17 protein-coding genes are annotated in these 19,255 nt (G+C 34.9%); 12 read left to right on the top strand and 5 right to left on the bottom strand.

What is annotated here, in order from left to right:
- Nucleotides 1–23: 23 nt before the first annotated feature.
- Nucleotides 24–980, top strand: a complete 957-nt coding sequence (locus tag LB449_RS10585; RefSeq protein ID WP_224455076.1) for a hypothetical protein — start codon at nt 24–26, stop codon at nt 978–980.
- A 1-nt stretch (nt 981) separates the two neighbouring features.
- On the opposite strand, the gene LB449_RS10590 is transcribed toward LB449_RS10585, so the two are convergent.
- Together LB449_RS10590 and LB449_RS10595 are read right to left on the bottom strand one after the other, a co-directional pair.
- Entirely contained in the window at nt 982–2,412 is a 1,431-nt protein-coding gene (locus LB449_RS10590; protein WP_224455077.1) for an SDR family oxidoreductase, read from the bottom strand.
- A gap of 3 nt (nt 2,413–2,415) precedes the next feature.
- The gene (locus LB449_RS10595; protein ID WP_224455078.1) at nt 2,416–2,841 is read right to left on the bottom strand and encodes a hypothetical protein; all 426 of its coding nucleotides are present in this window, start codon (nt 2,839–2,841) and stop codon (nt 2,416–2,418) included.
- Nucleotides 2,842–2,931: 90 nt separating this feature from the next.
- On the opposite strand from LB449_RS10595, the gene argS reads away from it, so the two are divergent.
- Nucleotides 2,932–4,710, top strand: a complete 1,779-nt coding sequence (gene argS / locus LB449_RS10600) for an arginine--tRNA ligase (protein WP_224455079.1) — start codon at nt 2,932–2,934, stop codon at nt 4,708–4,710.
- 145 nt (nt 4,711–4,855) lie between these two features.
- Here the strand turns inward: argS and LB449_RS10605 are convergent, their stop codons facing one another.
- The 3 genes from LB449_RS10605 to LB449_RS10615 are packed head-to-tail and all read right to left on the bottom strand — an operon-like array spanning nt 4,856 to nt 8,352.
- A complete protein-coding gene (locus LB449_RS10605) occupies nt 4,856–6,397 on the bottom strand; it encodes an acyl-CoA carboxylase subunit beta (RefSeq protein ID WP_224455080.1) in 1,542 nt (513 codons plus the stop codon).
- Nucleotides 6,390–7,856, bottom strand: coding sequence for an acetyl-CoA carboxylase biotin carboxylase subunit (gene accC / locus LB449_RS10610; protein ID WP_224455081.1), 1,467 nt, complete (start codon nt 7,854–7,856; stop codon nt 6,390–6,392). The genes LB449_RS10605 and accC overlap by 8 nt, the downstream gene beginning before the upstream one ends.
- Before the next feature lie 10 nt (nt 7,857–7,866).
- A complete protein-coding gene (locus LB449_RS10615) occupies nt 7,867–8,352 on the bottom strand; it encodes an acetyl-CoA carboxylase biotin carboxyl carrier protein subunit (protein WP_224455082.1) in 486 nt (161 codons plus the stop codon).
- Nucleotides 8,353–8,468: 116 nt separating this feature from the next.
- On the opposite strand from LB449_RS10615, the gene LB449_RS10620 reads away from it, so the two are divergent.
- From LB449_RS10620 to LB449_RS10665, 10 genes are read left to right on the top strand one after another with little or no spacing between them, the layout of a single operon-like run.
- A complete protein-coding gene (locus LB449_RS10620) occupies nt 8,469–9,407 on the top strand; it encodes a DUF302 domain-containing protein (protein WP_224455083.1) in 939 nt (312 codons plus the stop codon).
- Between the two features lie 60 nt (nt 9,408–9,467).
- A complete protein-coding gene (locus LB449_RS10625; protein ID WP_224455084.1) occupies nt 9,468–9,983 on the top strand; it encodes a DUF4199 domain-containing protein in 516 nt (171 codons plus the stop codon).
- A gap of 7 nt (nt 9,984–9,990) precedes the next feature.
- Nucleotides 9,991–10,941, top strand: coding sequence for a glycosyltransferase family 2 protein (locus LB449_RS10630; protein WP_224455085.1), 951 nt, complete (start codon nt 9,991–9,993; stop codon nt 10,939–10,941).
- An 11-nt stretch (nt 10,942–10,952) separates the two neighbouring features.
- Entirely contained in the window at nt 10,953–12,674 is a 1,722-nt protein-coding gene (locus LB449_RS10635) for a phospho-sugar mutase (RefSeq protein WP_224455086.1), read from the top strand.
- Nucleotides 12,675–12,682: 8 nt separating this feature from the next.
- Nucleotides 12,683–14,512, top strand: a complete 1,830-nt coding sequence (locus LB449_RS10640) for an ABC transporter ATP-binding protein (RefSeq protein WP_224455087.1) — start codon at nt 12,683–12,685, stop codon at nt 14,510–14,512.
- A gap of 7 nt (nt 14,513–14,519) precedes the next feature.
- Nucleotides 14,520–15,059, top strand: coding sequence for an RNA polymerase sigma factor (locus LB449_RS10645; RefSeq protein WP_224455088.1), 540 nt, complete (start codon nt 14,520–14,522; stop codon nt 15,057–15,059).
- 31 nt (nt 15,060–15,090) lie between these two features.
- Nucleotides 15,091–15,588 carry a hypothetical protein gene (locus LB449_RS10650; protein WP_224455089.1) on the top strand — a complete coding sequence of 166 codons (498 nt, stop codon included), beginning with the start codon at nt 15,091–15,093 and terminating at the stop codon, nt 15,586–15,588.
- Nucleotides 15,581–16,027: a hypothetical protein gene (locus LB449_RS10655; RefSeq protein ID WP_224455090.1), complete on the top strand. Its 447-nt coding sequence runs from the start codon at nt 15,581–15,583 to the stop codon at nt 16,025–16,027. Before LB449_RS10650 ends, LB449_RS10655 begins: the two co-directional genes overlap by 8 nt.
- 30 nt (nt 16,028–16,057) lie before the next feature.
- Complete coding sequence (locus LB449_RS10660; RefSeq protein ID WP_224455091.1) at nt 16,058–17,272, top strand: RsmB/NOP family class I SAM-dependent RNA methyltransferase; 1,215 nt, start codon at nt 16,058–16,060, stop codon at nt 17,270–17,272.
- Between the two features lie 26 nt (nt 17,273–17,298).
- Nucleotides 17,299–19,209: an endonuclease gene (locus LB449_RS10665; RefSeq protein WP_224455092.1), complete on the top strand. Its 1,911-nt coding sequence runs from the start codon at nt 17,299–17,301 to the stop codon at nt 19,207–19,209.
- Nucleotides 19,210–19,255: the final 46 nt, after the last annotated feature.

The raw sequence follows: 19,255 nt of genomic DNA on the forward strand, positions 1-19,255 counted from the left end.
TATTTGAAGACGAATTTAATATTATGAAAAGAATCTTTTTACTGTTCGCATGCAGTGTTTTTTTGATGGGTTGTGATGATGGAGATATCATAGTAAGCGACTTTAATTTTGATGTGGGTTCTAATTTAAATCTTTGTGAATTTCAAGGCAATCGTAAAGTTCTTCACATTGTAACTGAATCTAATGAAGCGATCTCTTTAACATTTGAGCAAAATATATTGGAAAATATTGAAGGCGTAATACGTCCAGGTACATTTTCAGTTCCAATAAATAATTCCAACCGCATTAATTATAGACGACTGGACGCTACTGTAAACAGCAGTGACTACTTCTGTCAAGAGATTCCACCAAGTAATCCCAATGTTCTTGAGGAGTTTGTGAGCACAAGTGGAGGAAGCGTTGAGTTTGAAATTATTAAAGTGTCCGGTCCGGATGTCGATACCGATGAAGATGGCATTCCTGATGTTGATGAAAGCGGACCTAATAATGACATTTTCAACTATGATACCGATGAAGATGGTATTCCAAATTTTATAGATAAAGATGACGATAATGATAATATTCTTACCATCACGGAAATAGGTGGAAGCAATGCGCTAGATATTGACTTGGATTCAGATGAAAATGGTGTACCAAATTACTTGGATCCAGATGATGATGGTGATGGTGTTATTAGTCGCTACGAAGATCTAAATGCTTTGGATAATGGAGTTCCCCCAACCCAAACAGATTTAAACCCTAGAGACGACGATACTAATGGAAATGGAATACCAAATTATTTAGATCCAACTTCTAGTGAGTCCCTTACCGTCGATTTTTTCAGAAATAATGTTTTATCAAGACGATTCAATATCACTGTGGTGTTTAACAACATAACTTTGGAAAACGTTGATTCTGAAAGAACCATTCGCCTTAATTCACAGGGTTTCGGGATTTTTCAAATTAATACCACCAATGAATCAATTGAATCTGAAAACTAATTTATGATGCTTTACAAATTTGAGTCAACATTCCATTAAAAATAAAATAGTGGAAAGGTAACATTGAATACCAGTATAATCTTCCTTTTAGTCCTTTTGGTCTAAAAGTGGCATTCTGGTGAACCACACCCTTATCGTCTATAAAGAATTCCAGCCAGGCTTCGCCTGGTACCCTCATTTCTGCAAATAATAATAATCTGCGTTCTTCTTTATCAGCCATAAGAACTCTCCAAAAATCAAGTGAATCGCCTGAGAATATCTTGTCTTTATTTGTTCGTCCTCTTCTTAAACCAACGCCTCCAGAAAGCTTATCTATATAACCTCTTATTTTCCAAAGTATATTTGCATAATACCAACCGTTTTTCCCGCCTATGGCCCAAATTTTTTCCAGTGCTTTTTGGGGATCATTTGCTTTCATAGATTGATGATCGTGCAAGCAACCATACTTAGGAACCTTGATGTATTTATTTAAATCTTTCTGTGAGTAACGGCTGCTCACTTTAGAATCTTTCCAACTTGAAATTACTTGATTTTGCTCAATTTTCACAAATGCCATTTCAATAGCTTCTTCGTAGGTGTGAGGCTCAATTCCTAAAATATCCTGTAATCTATGGTCTTTTGCAATCACATTTATTCGCATGCTATCAACCAAATTTGCTGCAAGTTTATAGGAAGTAGATGTCACAAAATATAACCAGTAAGAAGATAACTTAGGAGTCATTATTGGAACATTGATAATGGTGAGATTCAATCCCCTCACTTTGGCGTAACCCTTCATCATATCCTTGTAGGAAAGTACATTTGGTCCACCAATATCAAAAGAGTCATTGTAAGTTTCTTCCTTACCTAATACGCCTGTCAGAAATTTTAATACATCACGAATTCCAATAGGCTGGCATTTAGTATTTACCCATTTTGGAGTGATCATTAAGGGAAGTTTCTCGCATAAATCTCTTATGATTTCAAAAGAAGCACTACCAGAACCTACAATGATTCCAGCTCTTACCACAGTAAGATTATAGTCTCCTTTGTATAAAATACTTTCTACATTTTTTCTAGATTCCAGATGTTCGGAGAGATTGTCTTCATTCACTATACCACTTAAAAAGATAACCTGCTTTATACTGGTTTCTTTCATGTAAGCATTGAAATTCTCTGCTGTCGTTTGCTCCTTTTTGGAAAAATTAGAATTTGAACTCGTCATGGAATGCACCAGATAATAAGCAGCATCAATATCTTTGGGAAAAAGATTTGGCTTTATATCGTCCAATAAGTCAACTTCTATAATCTCAATTTTATTTTTGATTTCCTTGTCAACAGAAAGTCTGTCAGCGCTTCTTACTGCGCAGACAACCTCATGCCCAAGGTCCAGAAGCAGTGGCAAAACTCGCATCCCTATGTAACCATTTGCTCCTGTGAGAAGTATTTTCATAAATTAGTAATTTTCAAAATCGTTGGAGAAATTATCTGATTTGTATTTTAGGATTTTTTTCAAAAATTCATGATTTCTCTTTTCTTTAGCTTCAACTTTTATAAAATAGTTATCCATATAAATTGAATAAACCTTGGATTGCCCTTTGTATAATTTCAACTTATAGTAGGGAATAACAAGCGCGTAAGTTTCTAATAAGGATCTGAAGGTTACAATTATTCCGTTTGGTCTCATTTCTACACCACAAATATTTAAATTATTATCTAAAATTAGAAGATTGTAAATTTGAATACTTGAGGAATTTATATTTAGTTTTCCAGATCCAATACCACCTAGTTTTATTCTTTCCATGAAGGTGAATGGCTTTCCGACTTTATCTATGATTTGTTGTTTTATTTTCGGGCGGTTGTAAGAAACATTTAAAAGCATGTTTTTATTTGAAATATACTGAATTCCAAAGTCACATCTTGGAATGCCCTCTAATTTTTAGATTATCTTTGCAACTGAAACAATATTAGCATGACCCTAGAAGCAAAACTTTCTAAACAACTCACTACTTTTTTACAAGAAACTTATCAAGTTGAAATAGAATCCTTTGAATTTCAACAGACGAGAAAAGAATTTGAAGGAGATCTTACATTAGTAGTTTTTCCCCTCTTAAAATATATTAAAACTAATCCTGTCAAGCTAGGTGAACAAATTGGAGAATATCTTACAAGTTCCTCGGATGAAGTTTCAAAATACAATGTTGTAAAAGGATTTCTGAATTTATCACTGTCTGAAGATTTCTTTACAGAAATGGTAGATAACATTCGAAAGGACAAAAACTTTGGCTTTCGAGAAGTCAACAATAAAAGTGACAAGGTGATGGTAGAATATTCTTCTCCTAATACCAACAAGCCATTACACTTGGGTCACGTCAGAAATAATTTGCTGGGATATTCAGTAGCTGAAATTCAAAAAGCAGCTGGAAAACAAGTTTACAAAACCCAGATTATCAACGATCGGGGAATTCATATCTGTAAAAGCATGGTGGCCTGGCAGAAATTTGGTGATGGAGAAACTCCACAGACCTCTGGAGTTAAAGGTGATCACTTAGTTGGTAAATACTATGTCGAGTTCGATAAAGCCTATAAAGCTGAAATTGAAGAACTCGTGCAAAAGGGTAAAATCCTGGAAGAAGCTAAAAAAGAAGCTCCCATTTTTGTGGAAGCTCAAGAGATGTTGAAAAAATGGGAAGCTGGAGACCCCAAAGTAGTTGAGTTATGGAAAACCATGAACCAATGGGTGTATGATGGTTTTGAAATTACTTACAAGAATTTAGGTGTAGATTTCGATAAGAATTATTACGAAAGTGAAACTTACCTTCTTGGTAAAGATCACATTAAAGCTGGACTTGAAAGTGGTGTGTTTTTCAAAAAGGAAGATGGTAGCGTTTGGATAGATTTGTCTGAAGACGGTCTTGATGAAAAAATCGTTCTGAGATCAGATGGTACTGCGGTTTACATGACGCAGGATATTGGGACTGCCATCCAAAGAGTTGCAGATTATGACATTGATGAGATGGTCTTTACCGTAGGAAATGAACAGGATTATCATTTCAAAGTGCTATTTCTGATTTTGAAAAAGTTAGGCTTTGAGTGGGCAGACCATCTATTTCATTTAAGTTATGGTATGGTAGATTTACCAAGCGGTAAAATGAAAAGCCGTGAAGGCAATGTTGTAGATGCAGATGATTTAATTGATGAAATGATTTCAACAGCTAGAAATATTTCCCAGGATCTTGGTAAACTGGAGGGTTATGATGAAGACGAAAAAAATGAGCTTTACAGAATGATTGGTCTTGGCGCGCTTAAATACTACATATTAAAAGTTGATCCAAAAAAACGCATACTATTTGATCCTAAAGAATCTGTTGATTTTCAAGGAAACACAGGCCCTTTTATACAGTATACCTATGCGAGAATTCAATCTATATTGAGAAAAGCAAATCTGGATTCCTCTTCTTTAGATTTATCAAATTATAAGTTTGATGTCAAAGAGAAAGCGCTTATCAAGATTTTAAATCAGTTTCCAGAAATCATTCAGCAAAGTGCAGAGCAGTATAGTCCAGCACTTGTCGCCAATTATGTCTACGACTTGGTAAAAGAATTCAATTCTTTTTATCAAAACGTTTCAATATTGGGAGCCGATGAACCTCAACAAATTGAATTCCGGGTGGAATTGGCAAGATTGGTTGCAGAAGTCATAAAAAAGAGTTTTTCAGTGCTTGGAATTTCAGTTCCTCAGCGCATGTAAACTTGAAAACTAATAATCAAAAATCTCAGGGTAAGCCGACAGGTACAAATATTTTAATTTAATAAAAATTTCGACCTCGAAGATTGAGTAATCAAAACCTCAATAAAAGATTAAAAAAAAGCCTCATTTCTGAGGCTTTTTAAATTTATAAAGGAATATTTCCGTGTTTTCGTTTTGGTCGCTGTACATCCTTTTTCTCGAGCATTGCAAAAGCTTTTAATAGCTTTCTTCGTGTATTTCTGGGCATTATGACCTCATCGACAAACCCTCTTTGTGCAGCTTTAAAAGGATTAGCGAATGTCTCGGCATATTCTGCTTCTTTTTCAGATAATTTCAATTCAGAATCTTCTGCTTCTAGTATTTCTTTTCTAAAAATAATTTCTGATGCGCCCTTTGCTCCCATTACTGCGATTTCTGCTGTCGGCCATGCAAAGTTAAGGTCGGCTCCAATGTGTTTAGAATTCATAACATCGTAAGTACCACCATAGGCTTTTCTGGTAATCACAGTTACTCTTGGAACAGTTGCTTCGCTTAACGCATAAAGCAATTTGGCACCGTTTAAAATAATTCCGTTCCATTCCTGGTCTGTTCCTGGTAAGAATCCCGGCACATCGACTAGAACTAATAATGGAATATTGAAGGCATCGCAAAATCTTACAAATCTTGCTGCCTTTTTGGAAGCATCAACATCCAAAACTCCAGCCAAACTCATCGGTTGATTGGCCACTACACCTACACTTCTTCCACCAATTCTTGAAAATCCCACAATAATATTGTCTGCATAATTTTTGTGAACTTCAAAAAATGAATCTTCATCGATGATACCTTTAATCACCTCATGCATGTCATAAGGTTTGTTCGGGCTATCCGGAATAAGCGAATCCAGATTTTCTCGAACTTCATCTTTAAGATCAACAGTAAAATGCTCTGGAGTTTCAGTGTTATTCTGTGGTATATAGCTAAGTAAAACTTTGATATGTTCTAAACATTCTACATCATTGACGGAAGTAAAATGTGTCACCCCAGATTTTGTAGAATGTGTACTCGCTCCTCCAAGCTCTTCAGAAGTAACCTCTTCATTGGTAACGGTTTTCACCACATTGGGGCCAGTCACAAACATATAACTTGTGTTTTCTACCATGAAAGTGAAATCGGTCATCGCAGGTGAATAAACAGCACCACCAGCACAAGGCCCCATAATGGCAGAAATTTGTGGAATTACACCAGAAGCCTGTACATTTCTATAAAAAATATCGGCATAACCACCCAAAGAACGAACGCCTTCCTGAATTCTCGCTCCCCCAGAATCGTTTAACCCAATGATAGGTGCACCCACTTTCATAGCGTGATCCATCACTTTGCAAATTTTCTCTGCATGAGTTTCTGATAAAGCGCCACCAAACACGGTAAAATCTTGAGCATAAACATAGACTAATTTGTGGTTTACTGTGCCGTAACCCGTCACAACCCCATCGCCGTAATAGATTTGATCCTGCATGCCAAAATCTGTAGTTCTGTGCGTCACAAGCGCTCCCATTTCTTCAAAAGAACCTTCATCAAGAAGGTATTCCACGCGTTCTCTGGCGGTAAGTTTCTTTTTTTCGTGTTGCTTGTCAATTCTTTTTTGTCCTCCGCCAAGTTTGGCTTGCTCAAGTTTATCTTGAAGTATTTTTATGTTTTTACTCATTGGTTTTAGTTTCTGATGTGACTTCTGGTAAACGCAATTTTCTCTGGTCTTCTTGGTATTGTCTCATAGCCATCAATGCTGCTAAGTAAGCTTCTTCTTTTGCTTCTTCTTCAAGAATCTCTGGTGTGTAAAAATTTTTGACAAAGTGAGTATCAAAATTTCCAGATCTAAAAGCTTCATGATTAAACACAAACTTTCCGAAAGGAAGCGTTGTGGCAACACCTTTTACTTCATAAAGCTTGATAGCTTCAAGCATTATGTGCAAAGCTTCTTCTCTACTGGTTCCATAAGTTACCAACTTAGACAACATTGGGTCATAATAAATTGGAATTTCCATTCCTTCTTCAAACCCATCATCTACTCGTATACCTTTTCCGCTTGGTTTTCTGTAGCGTTCCAAAACTCCGACACTTGGTAAAAAATCATCGGTAGGATCTTCAGCATAAACTCTCAGTTCTAAAGCATGACCATTTATTTTCAAATCTTTTTGCTCAATCTGCAAAACCTCTCCTCTTGCAATGCGTATTTGTTGTTCTACTAAATCTACTCCTGAAATTAATTCGGTTACTGGATGTTCTACTTGAAGACGCGTATTCATTTCTAAGAAGTAAAAGTTCTTCTTCTCATCCATCAAGAATTCCACAGTTCCTGCACCTACATAGTCACAAGACCTTGCAACATTAATAGCCGCTTGACCCATTTTCTCACGCAACTCCGGAGTTAATATAGTAGACGGAGCTTCTTCAACTACTTTTTGATGTCTTCGTTGTACTGAACATTCACGTTCAAACAAATGCAAGACATTACCATGAGTATCTGCAAGAACTTGAATTTCGATATGTCTCGGCGACCCTACGTATTTTTCAATAAAAACAGCTCCATTTCCAAAGGCAGATTCAGCTTCACTTATGGCGCGCTTCATTTGTTCTTCAAGCTTGCCTTCTTCTTCTACGACACGCATACCCTTACCACCTCCTCCAGCAGAAGCTTTTATAAGAATAGGATATCCTATTTCCTTAGCAATAGCTTTTGCTTTTTGGGGATCTGTAATAGCTTCATCTATCCCTGGAACCATTGGTATATCATAAGATTTCACAGTTTCCTTCGCAGAAAGCTTATCACCCATAATTCGGATAGCGTGAGATTTTGGTCCTATAAACGTGAGGCCATTTTTCTCTACTTTTTCTGCAAAATCTGCATTTTCACTTAAAAACCCGTATCCAGGATGAATCCCGTCTACCTGGTGTGTTTTTGCAATTTCAATGATTTTATCTCCTAGTAAATAAGATTGGTTCGACGGTGCCGGACCCACGCAAATCGCTTCATCTGCAAATCTTACGTGTGGTGCGTTTCTATCGGCTTCAGAAAAAACCGCAACGGTTTTGATTCCCATCTTTTTGATGGTTTTCATCACTCTTAATGCTATTTCTCCTCGATTGGCAACTAATATTTTTTTCATATTAATTTTATTATTCCATTTCAATTAAAACTTCGTTTTTACCTACTGTTTTGCCTTTTTCGATATTAATAGATTTTATAATTGCATCGCGAGGTGCCATTATAGTATTTTCCATTTTCATCGCTTCCAAAACCAACAAATTATCACCCTCTTTCACCTCTTGCCCTACTTCAGCCATAACATCCAAAATCATTCCTGGCATTGGAGCTTTAATTTCATTAATGACTTGATTGGCAGACAAAGAAAGCCCCATGTCATTTATAAGGACATCGAGTTCGTTTGAAATCTGAATTTGGTAAATATTGGTATTAATTTTTACAGTGTACGTCCTGTTCAAAAAGTCAGAAGAGACAATTTTTGAGGTTACAGACTTATCGTTTACAAGTAAGTGATGTGATCCAGAAGTAGTTTTCTGAACGTCCAGGTTTTGAATTTGTTCTTGTTCAAATTCAAACTCATGTACATCATTTACTTTAGCTTTTAGCAAATGTTTCATGGTTTTATAAAGTTTGAGGGTAAATATAAAAGATTTTAAAAGCATCTCCTTTATATATTCAATCAATTACTGATATAATAGCCTCTATTTTGGTAGTTTTGTAAAAAATAATTTAAATGCTACGTACTCCACTATTATCAATATTCGCAATGTTTTTTGTTTTTTTAATTTCTTGCAAAGACAATTCTGAAAAAAAAGACATTTCAAAAATCGATGAAAATATTTCGCCTGGATTGATTTTCACCAAGACGGATGATTTGGATAGGGCTTCAAAAGATTTTAAATCCTACGTAGATACCGATAGAACATTACAAGTTTCAACAGAAATAAATCACTCACAAAATGCTGCAGATGTTGATCTAAAATTAGATTTCAATCAAGTCTACTTTATTGACAATGCCAGATACAGCGTACCCTTAATAGAAGAGAATCCTTTGATGGCCCTAGAATTTCCTATTAGAATAGGTTTTTACAGGATAAATGACAATCAATATGTAGTTGCGAGAAGTGAAGATTATTTTATGAACCGCTATAATTTAAAAGGTAGCGCAGCATTAAGAAGTATTGGAACACTTTCAGAAACTTTTTTGAAACAAAGCTCTAAAGCAGCTTTCACTCAAGACTCTCCAATTGACTCTTTGGATACCAATGGAATACGATCGGTTGAAAGTTCAAAACCTTATATTCAAACAGTTGCTTCTATAAAAGAAATGATAGAAAAGAGTGAAGATCTCACTCTTTTCGAATCCAAAGATTTTTCAAAAGACGCTGAAGAAATTGGTGCAGAATTAAAACCTCTCCATTTGTTCATATTTGGGAATCCAAAAATGGGAACAAAACTGATGCAGCAAAATCAAAACTTTTCTATTGACCTTCCTTTAAAGGTGCTTGTGGAAGAAATTGATGATGGCAAAGTTTTAGTTCATTTTCAAGATTTAACTTTTACATCTCAATTACATTTAGAAGAATTTGAGGATAATCTACCTGAAAAAATCACGAAAAAACTAGAAGAAATGCTGCTCGAATCTGTTTCTAGCGAAAGTGAAAGTAAGTAGATTTACAAACAAAACTAATAATATAGGCTATTGCGTATATTTGTCTTTTAAAAGTTCCTAATGCAACAAGAAGATCTTCCAGTAAAACCTTACGCTATAAATTATGGTGTCATATTCGGTGCATATTCGATACTCATGTTAGTATTGCTTTATGCTTTCAATTATGAGACCAATACTGTAATCTCAGTTTTGAATTTTATCATTACAGCAGCCATTGTTTGGTATGCCATCCATGTGTACAAAATTGATAATGGTGGGCAAATAGACCTGACTACAGCCATTAAAATGGGACTCGCTGTTGGAGTCATTGGAGGATTAATTTATGGCTTTTATACTTATATTCATTACGAGCTTGTTGAACCAGAGTACATTACTGAAATGAAAACAGGTATGGAAGCAGAGATGGAAGCTCAGATTGAACAACAACAAATGAGCGCCGAAGAAGCCGAAATGACAAGAAACATGTCTGGAGTTTTCGCTTCGCCTTTTGTTTTGGGAACAATTAGTTTGCTTTCAATTATTTTCAAAACTTTTCTGGTAGGACTTATTGTAGGAATGATCAAACGAAACAATTGATAGATGTATGGATTTATCGATAGTAATTCCCCTTCTCAATGAATCTGAGTCTATAAAAGAACTTCATCGCTGGATTGAAGAAGTGATGAAAAGGCATGGATTTGATTATGAAATTATCTTCATAAATGATGGAAGTACCGATGGATCCTGGGAAATTATAAAAACACTTTCTTCTGAATTTGATGGCGTAAAAGGAATTAATTTCAAGACCAACTACGGGAAATCCCAGGCACTTCATGCGGGTTTCCGTGAGACTAAAGGAGATGTTGTCATTACAATGGATGCAGACTTACAGGACAATCCAGAGGAAATTCCGGAATTATACGATCTCATTGTGAAAGAAGATTATGATCTGATTTCCGGATGGAAAAAGAAAAGATACGATTCCGTAATTTTTAAAAATCTTCCTTCTAAACTTTTCAATAAAGCTGCCCGATGGACTTCAGGTTTGAAACTGCACGATTTTAATTGCGGCCTCAAAGCCTACAAAAATGAAGTCGTTAAGCATATAGACGTGAATGGAGAAATGCACCGTTACATCCCTGTTCTTGCCAAACAAGCTGGCTTCACCAAAATTGGTGAAAAGGTAGTCAAACACCAGGCAAGGAAATACGGAAAAACAAAATTTGGAGCAGAGCGTTTTATCAATGGGTTTTTGGACCTGGTAACACTATGGTTTTTTGCAAAATTTGGTAAGCGACCAATGCATTTTTTTGGTGCCGTAGGTGTTTTGATGTTTTTCGTTGGATTTTTATCAGCCTTATGGATAGGAGCTTCCAAACTCTATAAACTTTGGAACGGTCTGCCAAATATTCTTGTAGTTGACAATCCTTGGTTTTACATAGCTTTGTCGGCTATGATAATTGGTGTCCAAATGTTTTTGGCTGGATTCATTGGTGAATTACTTCTTAAAACAAAACATCAACAAAAACGATATTTAATTTCAGAAAAAATATAAAAATTAAAATTATGAGTAATATTTTAGATAAAGCTAAAGCTTGGCTAACTGATACTTTTGATCCAGATACTGTAAATGATGTGCGCAAACTCATTGACACAGACCAGAAAGCCCTTGAAGAAAGCTTCTTTCAAAATCTAGATTTTGGAACTGGAGGAATGCGAGGAATAATGGGTGTTGGCACCAACAGAATCAATAAATATACCTTAGGAAAAAACACGCAAGGAATTTCAAATTATATGAAATCTGTGTTTCCAAACGAAGATTTAAAGGTAGTCATAGCCTACGATTGCAGACGTAATAGCAAAACATTCGCACATCAAGTTGCAAATGTATTTTCAGCAAATGGGATTCAAGTTTATATTTTTCCAGAATTAAGGCCTACCCCACTTCTATCTTATTCGGTAAGGCACCTGGGATGCCAATGTGGTATTATGCTAACTGCTAGTCATAATCCACCGGAATATAATGGTTACAAAGTCTATTGGAAAGATGGGGGACAACTAGTCCCACCAGAGGATAAAGAGATTATTTCAGAAATAAATGCGCTGGAATTTACAGACATTAATTTCAATAAAAATTCAGAGTTAATTAAAGTTTTAGATAATTCTGTAGAAAATACCTACTTAGAAGAAGCCGTAAAAAATGTTGATTTCAATTTGTCTGATGATGTAAAAAAAGCATTGAACATTACGTTTACATCGCTACACGGCACCTCGATTACTACAGTCCCAAAACTACTTGAAAAAGCTGGTTATAAAAATTTACAGCTTGTTGAGGAACAATCAGAACCTGACCCTGACTTTTCTACAGTAAAATCTCCAAATCCAGAAGAGCCTGAAGCGCTTGAAATGGCAATTGAACTTGCCAATAAGCAAAATAGCGATCTAGCTATTGGCACAGATCCAGATGGAGACAGACTAGGTATTGCTGTAAGAAATACGGAAAACGAACTCGTTTTATTAAATGGCAACCAGACTATGGTACTAATGACCTGGTATTTGCTAGATAAAATGAAACAGAATAATAGCTTAACGGATTCACACTTTATTGCTTCTACAATTGTTTCTACACCGCTTATGAGAGTGCTCACTGAAGCTTACGGAGTGAAATACATGGAAAGCCTTACGGGTTTTAAATGGATTGCAAAGTTGATAAAAGATAATCCAGAGCTTGATTACATCGGTGGTGGTGAAGAGAGTTTCGGTTATATGGTTGGCGATTTTGTAAGAGATAAAGATGCTAATACTGCGATTTTGCTAGTTTGTGAAATGGCTGCTGAATTAAAGTCTCAAGGAGCATCTGTGTATGATCAACTGATTAAAATTTATAAAGACCACGGCTTTTTTAAGGAGAATTTAGTGTCTTTAGTAAAACGAGGACTTGAAGGAGCTGAAGAAATCAAAGAAAAAATGATCCAACTCAGAAACAACCCTCCCAAAGAGATCGCAGGAGAACGAGTAGTCCTGATTGAAGATTACTCCAATTCTCAAGCAAAAAATTTGCAATCACACGAAACACACCCTATTGATATACCAAAATCAAATGTGTTGATATATTATACCGAAAATGGAACCAAAGTGGCAGCCAGGCCAAGTGGTACAGAGCCAAAAATCAAATTTTATATAAGTGTCAATTCTAATTTAAAAGACACTTCAGAGTTCAAAACCCTTGATAAAGAATTAGATTCGAAGATTGAAACTATAAAAAAGGAACTAGGGCTTACTGAGTAAAAAAGTTTATGACATATTTCAAGAAAATACTTCGCTTTGCGAAACCTTATAAGCGATATGCGGTTCTCAATATTATAGCCAACGTTTTTTATGCATTATTTAGTGCTCTTTCATTTATAGCGCTCATTCCAATGCTTGATGTACTTTTTAAAGGAAAAGATGCTAAAAAAATTACTGAACCACCTATTTATACTGGTATTGGAGAAGTTGAAAGTTATTTTAAAGATTATTTATCTTTTCAAGTGAATGAAATTGCACAGGATGATGCGTCCATAGCTTTAATTTTGGTCATCAGTTTGGTGATCATTTTATTTTTTCTAAAAAACATTTCGAACTATATCGCCATGTATTTCATCACTTTTTTAAGAAATGGAGTTCTTAAAGATTTGAGAAATGCACTTTATAAAAAAACCATAGAATTACCACTTTCTCACTATTCTGAAAAGCGAAAAGGCGATACAATTGCCAGAATTACCAGTGATGTATTGGAAATACAACATTCGTTCTTATCGATTTTAGAATTGATAGTTAGAGAACCTCTTACCATTTTATTCACCATTGGCGCTATGCTTCTGATAAGTACAGAGTTGACTATTTTTGTCTTTATCTTTATTCCCGTTTCAGGATTTATTATCTCTTTGATAGGAAAATCATTAAAGAAAAAGTCAGATAAGGTTCAGGAAGAACAAGGTCAGTTTTTATCGATTTTGGAAGAAACTTTAGGTGGACTCAAAATCATCAAGGGATTTAATGCTGAATCTATTTTTTACAAAAAATTTAAAGACTCTACTCAAAACTTCTATGATTTTTCCAATAAGCTATTGAATCGTCAAAACCTGGCTTCTCCTGCAAGTGAATTTCTGGGTATTAGCGTTATCGCTGTTTTGCTTTGGTATGGAGGACGAATGGTATTAATCGATGGAACCTTAGATGGAAGTACCTTTATTGCATATATGGGTTTAGCCTATAATATCTTAACACCGGCTAAAGGTATTTCTAAAGCGTCTTACAGCGTAAAAAAAGGAGATGCTGCTGCCGAACGTATTTTAGAAATTCTCGAAACTGAAAATATCATTCAGGATGATAAAAATGCCATAAGCAAAGAGGAATTTACTTCAGGCTTAACTTTAGAAAATATCTCTTTCAAATATGAAAAAGAATATGTCCTAAAAAACTTTAGCGCAACGGTAAAAAAAGGCAAGACCATCGCTTTGGTTGGACAATCTGGGAGTGGAAAGTCTACCATTGCAAATTTGGTAACTAGATTTTATGATCTTGAAGAAGGTGAAATCAAGATCGACGGTATTAATATCAAAAAAATAAAACAAAAGTCTTTAAGGGGTTTAATGGGGCTTGTCACTCAAGACTCCATTTTATTTAATGATACGATCAAGGAAAATCTAAAGATTGGAAAACCAAATGCTACAGATGAAGAACTGATTGATGCCTTGAAGATTGCTAACGCTTATGAATTTGTAAGTGCATTTCCAAAAGGAATCGACACCAATATTGGTGATAGCGGCGGAAAATTAAGTGGAGGGCAAAAGCAAAGGATTTCTATTGCCAGAGCCGTTTTGAAAAATCCACCTATCATGATACTAGATGAAGCCACTTCGGCTTTGGATACTGAGAGTGAGCAATTAGTTCAAAAAGCTCTGGAAAATATGATGCAAAACAGAACTTCTGTTGTCATAGCTCACCGACTTTCAACAATTAAAAACGCAGACACAATTTTAGTATTGCACCAGGGTGAAATTGTAGAACAGGGTAAACATGATGAATTGATGTCTAGTGATGGTATCTACAAGAAATTAGTAAATATGCAATCCTTCGAATAAGATCCAGTTGAAAGAAGAAGAAATCATAGAAAATTTGCAAAAAGGCATCAATACAGATGAAGCCTTTAAAGCTCTTATTTCTGAACATAAAATCAGACTATACTGGCATATTAGAACCATTGTGAAAATCCATGAAGATGCAGATGATGTTCTTCAAAATACATTTATAAAAGTATTTAAGAATATAAAGTCCTTTAAAGGAGACAGTAAGCTTTTCAGTTGGATGTATAGAATTGCCACCAATGAGTCCATCACTTTTTTGAATAAAAAGTCTAAAAAGCTAAAGCTTTCGGATCAGGAATTAAATGACTATCTTTTAGAAACATTGGAAAGCGATGTATATTTTGAAGGGAGTGAGTTTCAACTACAGCTACAAAAGGCCATTGAAGCTTTACCACAGCAACAAAAGATAGTTTTCAACATGCGTTATTTTGAAGAAATACCTTACGAAGAGATGTCGGAAATTTTAGATTCAAGTGTGGGAGCACTGAAATCTAACTACCACCATGCCAGAAAGAAAGTAGAAAAGTTTTTAAAGTCAGATTAAACTTTTAAATTGAAATTGAGTCTTATAAATAATGGTAGACAAACGATACATACAAGATAGAAAATCAGGATTTAAGGTTTCAAAAGACTATTTTGAAACCTTGGAGGATTCTTTATTGAATAAAATCAAATCTGAATCTTACACTGAAAAATCTGGTTTCAAAATTCCAAATGACTATTTCTCAGATTTTGAAGTAAATATTCCTTCAGAAGAAAAACCAACTAAGGTTATTCAACTTAAAGAATTTAGTAAGTGGATGGTTGCTGCATCAATTGTTGCAATTGCAGTCATAGGTGCTTTGTATATCGATAGAATAAGTCCGAACCAGAATATTCAATTTTCTGACCTTGATAACGATATGATTGAAAGGTATCTAGATTATCACCTTGAAACCCCAGATGAATTTATAGACTTTGAAAATACTTCTGTAAAAAAATTAGTCAACCAAAATATTTCAAAACTGGATGATCAGGAAATTATTGAGTATTTGAATGATAAAATTGAAGATCAAGATTTTGACAATGAATAAAAATTATATACTCTTACTAGTTTTCACTTTTATATGTAGTTTCTACGGAAACGCACAAAACAACGAAAGTGAAAAAATTCAGCAATTAAAAATCGCTTTTTTCACTGAGGAGTTAAATCTCACACCAAGTGAAGCCAAGAGATTTTGGCCCGTTTATTCTGAACATAATAAGCGCTACGAAGATTTAAGAAATAATGAATGGTCTGATATCAAATCCAAACTCGATAACATCAAAAATTTAAATCAAGAAGAAGCTAGCCGACTTCTAGATAATTACATGTCTTACAAAAAATCGAGAGTGGAGCTTAGAGAAGATTTTGTTGTCAATCTTAAAGAAGTGATTTCTCCAAAACAGATTATGATGCTTAAGAAAGCAGAATATGATTTCCATAAAAAACTTTTGAAACAATATCAATCTGATAAGTCTTCTAAGAACTAAAACTCTATTTTTGCAGATTAAATTATAATCATGCGCTTACACAGAAACTTAGTTTTCGCCGTTATAGATACTTTACATCTTATTTTTAACGAAGGCAAATACGCCGACAAAGAAATATCGAACACTTTAAAGAGAGATAAACGCTGGGGATCTAGAGACCGAGGCTTTATTGCAGAAACCACTTACGATATAGTTAGGTGGAAAAGGCTTTATTCTGAAATTGCCGACGTCAACGCTCCGTATTCAAGACCGAATTTATTCAGGCTCTTTACAGTTTGGGCTACGTTGAAAGGGATAGAAATTCCAGATTGGAAACAGTTTGAAGATACCCCAACAAGAAGAATCAAAGGAAGGTTTGATGAACTCTCCAAAATAACCAAATACGCTGAATCAATACCAGATTGGCTCGATGAGCTTGGCCGGAAAGAACTAGGAAAACTGTGGGAGGAAGAAATAAAAGCTCTTAACGAGCAGGCTAAAGTTATTTTAAGAACCAATACTTTAAAGACCACACCAAAAAAACTTCAACTTATCTTAGATGAAGAATTCATTCCTACTAAGACAATAAAAGGTTATCCTGAAGCCTTAGAACTTTATGAACGTGCAGATGTTTTCAAAACCGATGCTTTCAAAAAAGGGCTGTTTGAAGTACAAGATGCCTCTTCTCAAAAGGTAGCTCATGCACTTAGATTGGAGCCTGGAATGAGAGTAATAGATGCTTGTGCCGGAGCTGGAGGAAAATCTCTACATATTGCCGCTTTAATGGAAAATAAAGGGCAAATTATTGCCATGGATATTTATGCTAATAAATTGAAAGAACTTAAACGAAGGGCAAAACGAGCAGGAGCTCATAATTTGGAAACACGAGTGATAGATTCTACAAAAGTGGTAAAAAAACTTCATGAGTCTGCAGATCGGGTTCTTATAGATGCTCCTTGTACTGGACTTGGTGTTTTACGACGAAATCCAGATGCAAAATGGAAGTTGACTCCAGAATTTTTGGTAGAGATCAAGAAAAAACAGCAGGATTTGTTACAAGATTATAGTAAAATGGTAAAACCTGGTGGCATATTGGTATATGCAACCTGTTCCATATTACCTTCAGAAAACCAAATGCAAGTTCAAGATTTCCTTAATTCTGAAAATGGAAGCGGATTTCAACTCAATAAGGATGAAAAGATCCTAGCTCATAAATCTGGTTTTGATGGTTTTTATTATGCCATTCTTCAAAAATCTATTTCATAAAATTTTCGTCCTGTATTTATTTTGAGATGAAACAATACATATTTCCTTTTTTCCTTTTTGCCTTTTGTTTCAGTTATGCTCAAGCTCCGACAGGATATTACAATAGTGCAGAAGGTCTTAGTGGCTATCAATTAAAAACAGCTTTAATATCCATTATTGATGATATAGATGATGAAAATGGACAATCACATCATCAAGACCAAGGTTATAACGCATTATTTAGCGCATATGCTTCAGAAAACAGTGGAGATACCGACGATTATTTTGAAAATGATGGCACTGTACTAGACATTTATTCTGAGGTTGCTAATGGAAGTGAAGCTTATAATTATGAGCACGTCTTAAATCAATGTGGAAATTACAACAACGAAGGAGATTGCTATAACCGGGAACATTTGGTACCCCAATCTATATTTAATAGTGCGTCACCAATGAGAAATGATTATTTTCATGTTGTTCCAACTGATGGTGCAGTAAATGGAGCCCGAGGAAATTATCCTTTCGGTGAAGTCAGTAATCCTAATTACATTTCGAGTAATGGTTCAAAACGTGGTGAAAACAAATTCCCAGGATACTCAGGTACTGTATTTGAGCCCATCGATGAATTTAAAGGAGATATTGCAAGATCTGTACTTTACTTTGCAATCAGGTACGAAGATGAATTTAATAACAGTTGGAAAACAAATGAAGTCCTTGCAAATAATCCACAAGACTTTTTTGTAGACTGGTATATTGATTTACTGTTATCATGGCATGTAAGCGATCCCGTAAGTCAAAGAGAGATAGATAGAAACAATAATGGCTTTCAATATCAGGGAAACAGGAATCCGTTGATAGATCATCCGCAGTTTGCTTATGAAATCTGGGGAGATCCAGACAACCTACCTCCTACTGCCCCTCAAAATCTTCAAGCTAGCAATATAAAGGATTCAAGTATTAATATTACTTGGAACCCTTCACAAGATAATGTAGGAATAGAAAAATATATTGTAGAGTTAGACAATATCAATTTAGTTGAAGTGTCATCGCAAACATTGAATTATACTGTTCAAGAACTTTCTCCAGAAAGGCTTTATAATTTTAGAGTTTATGCTGTAGATAAAAGCGGCAATGTCTCCGATCCAAGCGAAAATCTGGAAGTTGTAACTTTATCTGAATCAAATATTTTGTTGAAGGAAGATTTTGAAAATTGCAATACAGTAGCAGGCAATTTAGTGTCTGTAAGTGAAGTAAATGATATCAACTGGAAATGTATTGATAACTATGGCGAAGATAATACCCAAGGCTATCAAATGAATGCTTATCAAAATAATGAGCAAGTCCTAAGCCGTGACTGGTTAATTACATCTGATAAAATAGACTTTGGAAATTATGAAGTAGAGAAAATTAGTTTTTGGGCGTCTGCTAGCTTTGGTAATACTAAACTTCAACTTTTATATTCTTCATCTTATGATGGAAATGGAAACCCATCTAATTTTGATTGGCAAGAAATACCAAATGTGGATATACCTCTACACCCCGATAGCAGTAATAACCTATTTGTCTACAAGGCAAATAAGATTGATATTTCAGAAATAAGTGGTGAAGTTTATATTGCTTTTAAATACGATACTGCGACTGGTGAAAATGCTACCAAATGGACAGTGGACAATTTTCTAATAGAAGGAGAACAACTTTTATCAAATTTTACTTTTAGAGACAAACTTGAAGTTCTTCTGTATCCTAACCCCTCAAAGAATGATAAAATACATTTGGACTTTAATAAAGGTGGAGTTAAAACAATAGAAGTATACGATTTGAATGGAAGGTTACTACTAAAAAGAAGAACCTATTTAAAAAACTATGCTGAAAACCTTAGTCAGTTTCAAAGTGGAAATTACTTAATGAAAATAAAGCATGAAGGAGTTTCTCAAATAAAGCGACTGGTGTTAAAATAAAAAAGGCTAGAATTAGAATTCTAGCCTTTTGAAGATAGTTGAAGAA

Source organism: Psychroflexus lacisalsi, from assembly GCF_020164495.1.
GTDB classification, from domain to species: domain Bacteria; phylum Bacteroidota; class Bacteroidia; order Flavobacteriales; family Flavobacteriaceae; genus Psychroflexus; species Psychroflexus lacisalsi.

Coding starts and splice junctions, on each gene's coding strand:
- LB449_RS10585 (WP_224455076.1), top strand. CDS start 24: ATGAAAAGAATCTTTTTACTGTTCGCATGCAGTGTTTTTTTGATGGGT.
- LB449_RS10590 (WP_224455077.1), bottom strand. CDS start 2,412: ATGAAAATACTTCTCACAGGAGCAAATGGTTACATAGGGATGCGAGTT.
- LB449_RS10595 (WP_224455078.1), bottom strand. CDS start 2,841: ATGCTTTTAAATGTTTCTTACAACCGCCCGAAAATAAAACAACAAATC.
- argS (WP_224455079.1), top strand. CDS start 2,932: ATGACCCTAGAAGCAAAACTTTCTAAACAACTCACTACTTTTTTACAA.
- LB449_RS10605 (WP_224455080.1), bottom strand. CDS start 6,397: ATGAGTAAAAACATAAAAATACTTCAAGATAAACTTGAGCAAGCCAAA.
- accC (WP_224455081.1), bottom strand. CDS start 7,856: ATGAAAAAAATATTAGTTGCCAATCGAGGAGAAATAGCATTAAGAGTG.
- LB449_RS10615 (WP_224455082.1), bottom strand. CDS start 8,352: ATGAAACATTTGCTAAAAGCTAAAGTAAATGATGTACATGAGTTTGAA.
- LB449_RS10620 (WP_224455083.1), top strand. CDS start 8,469: ATGCTACGTACTCCACTATTATCAATATTCGCAATGTTTTTTGTTTTT.
- LB449_RS10625 (WP_224455084.1), top strand. CDS start 9,468: ATGCAACAAGAAGATCTTCCAGTAAAACCTTACGCTATAAATTATGGT.
- LB449_RS10630 (WP_224455085.1), top strand. CDS start 9,991: ATGGATTTATCGATAGTAATTCCCCTTCTCAATGAATCTGAGTCTATA.
- LB449_RS10635 (WP_224455086.1), top strand. CDS start 10,953: ATGAGTAATATTTTAGATAAAGCTAAAGCTTGGCTAACTGATACTTTT.
- LB449_RS10640 (WP_224455087.1), top strand. CDS start 12,683: ATGACATATTTCAAGAAAATACTTCGCTTTGCGAAACCTTATAAGCGA.
- LB449_RS10650 (WP_224455089.1), top strand. CDS start 15,091: ATGGTAGACAAACGATACATACAAGATAGAAAATCAGGATTTAAGGTT.
- LB449_RS10655 (WP_224455090.1), top strand. CDS start 15,581: ATGAATAAAAATTATATACTCTTACTAGTTTTCACTTTTATATGTAGT.
- LB449_RS10660 (WP_224455091.1), top strand. CDS start 16,058: ATGCGCTTACACAGAAACTTAGTTTTCGCCGTTATAGATACTTTACAT.
- LB449_RS10665 (WP_224455092.1), top strand. CDS start 17,299: ATGAAACAATACATATTTCCTTTTTTCCTTTTTGCCTTTTGTTTCAGT.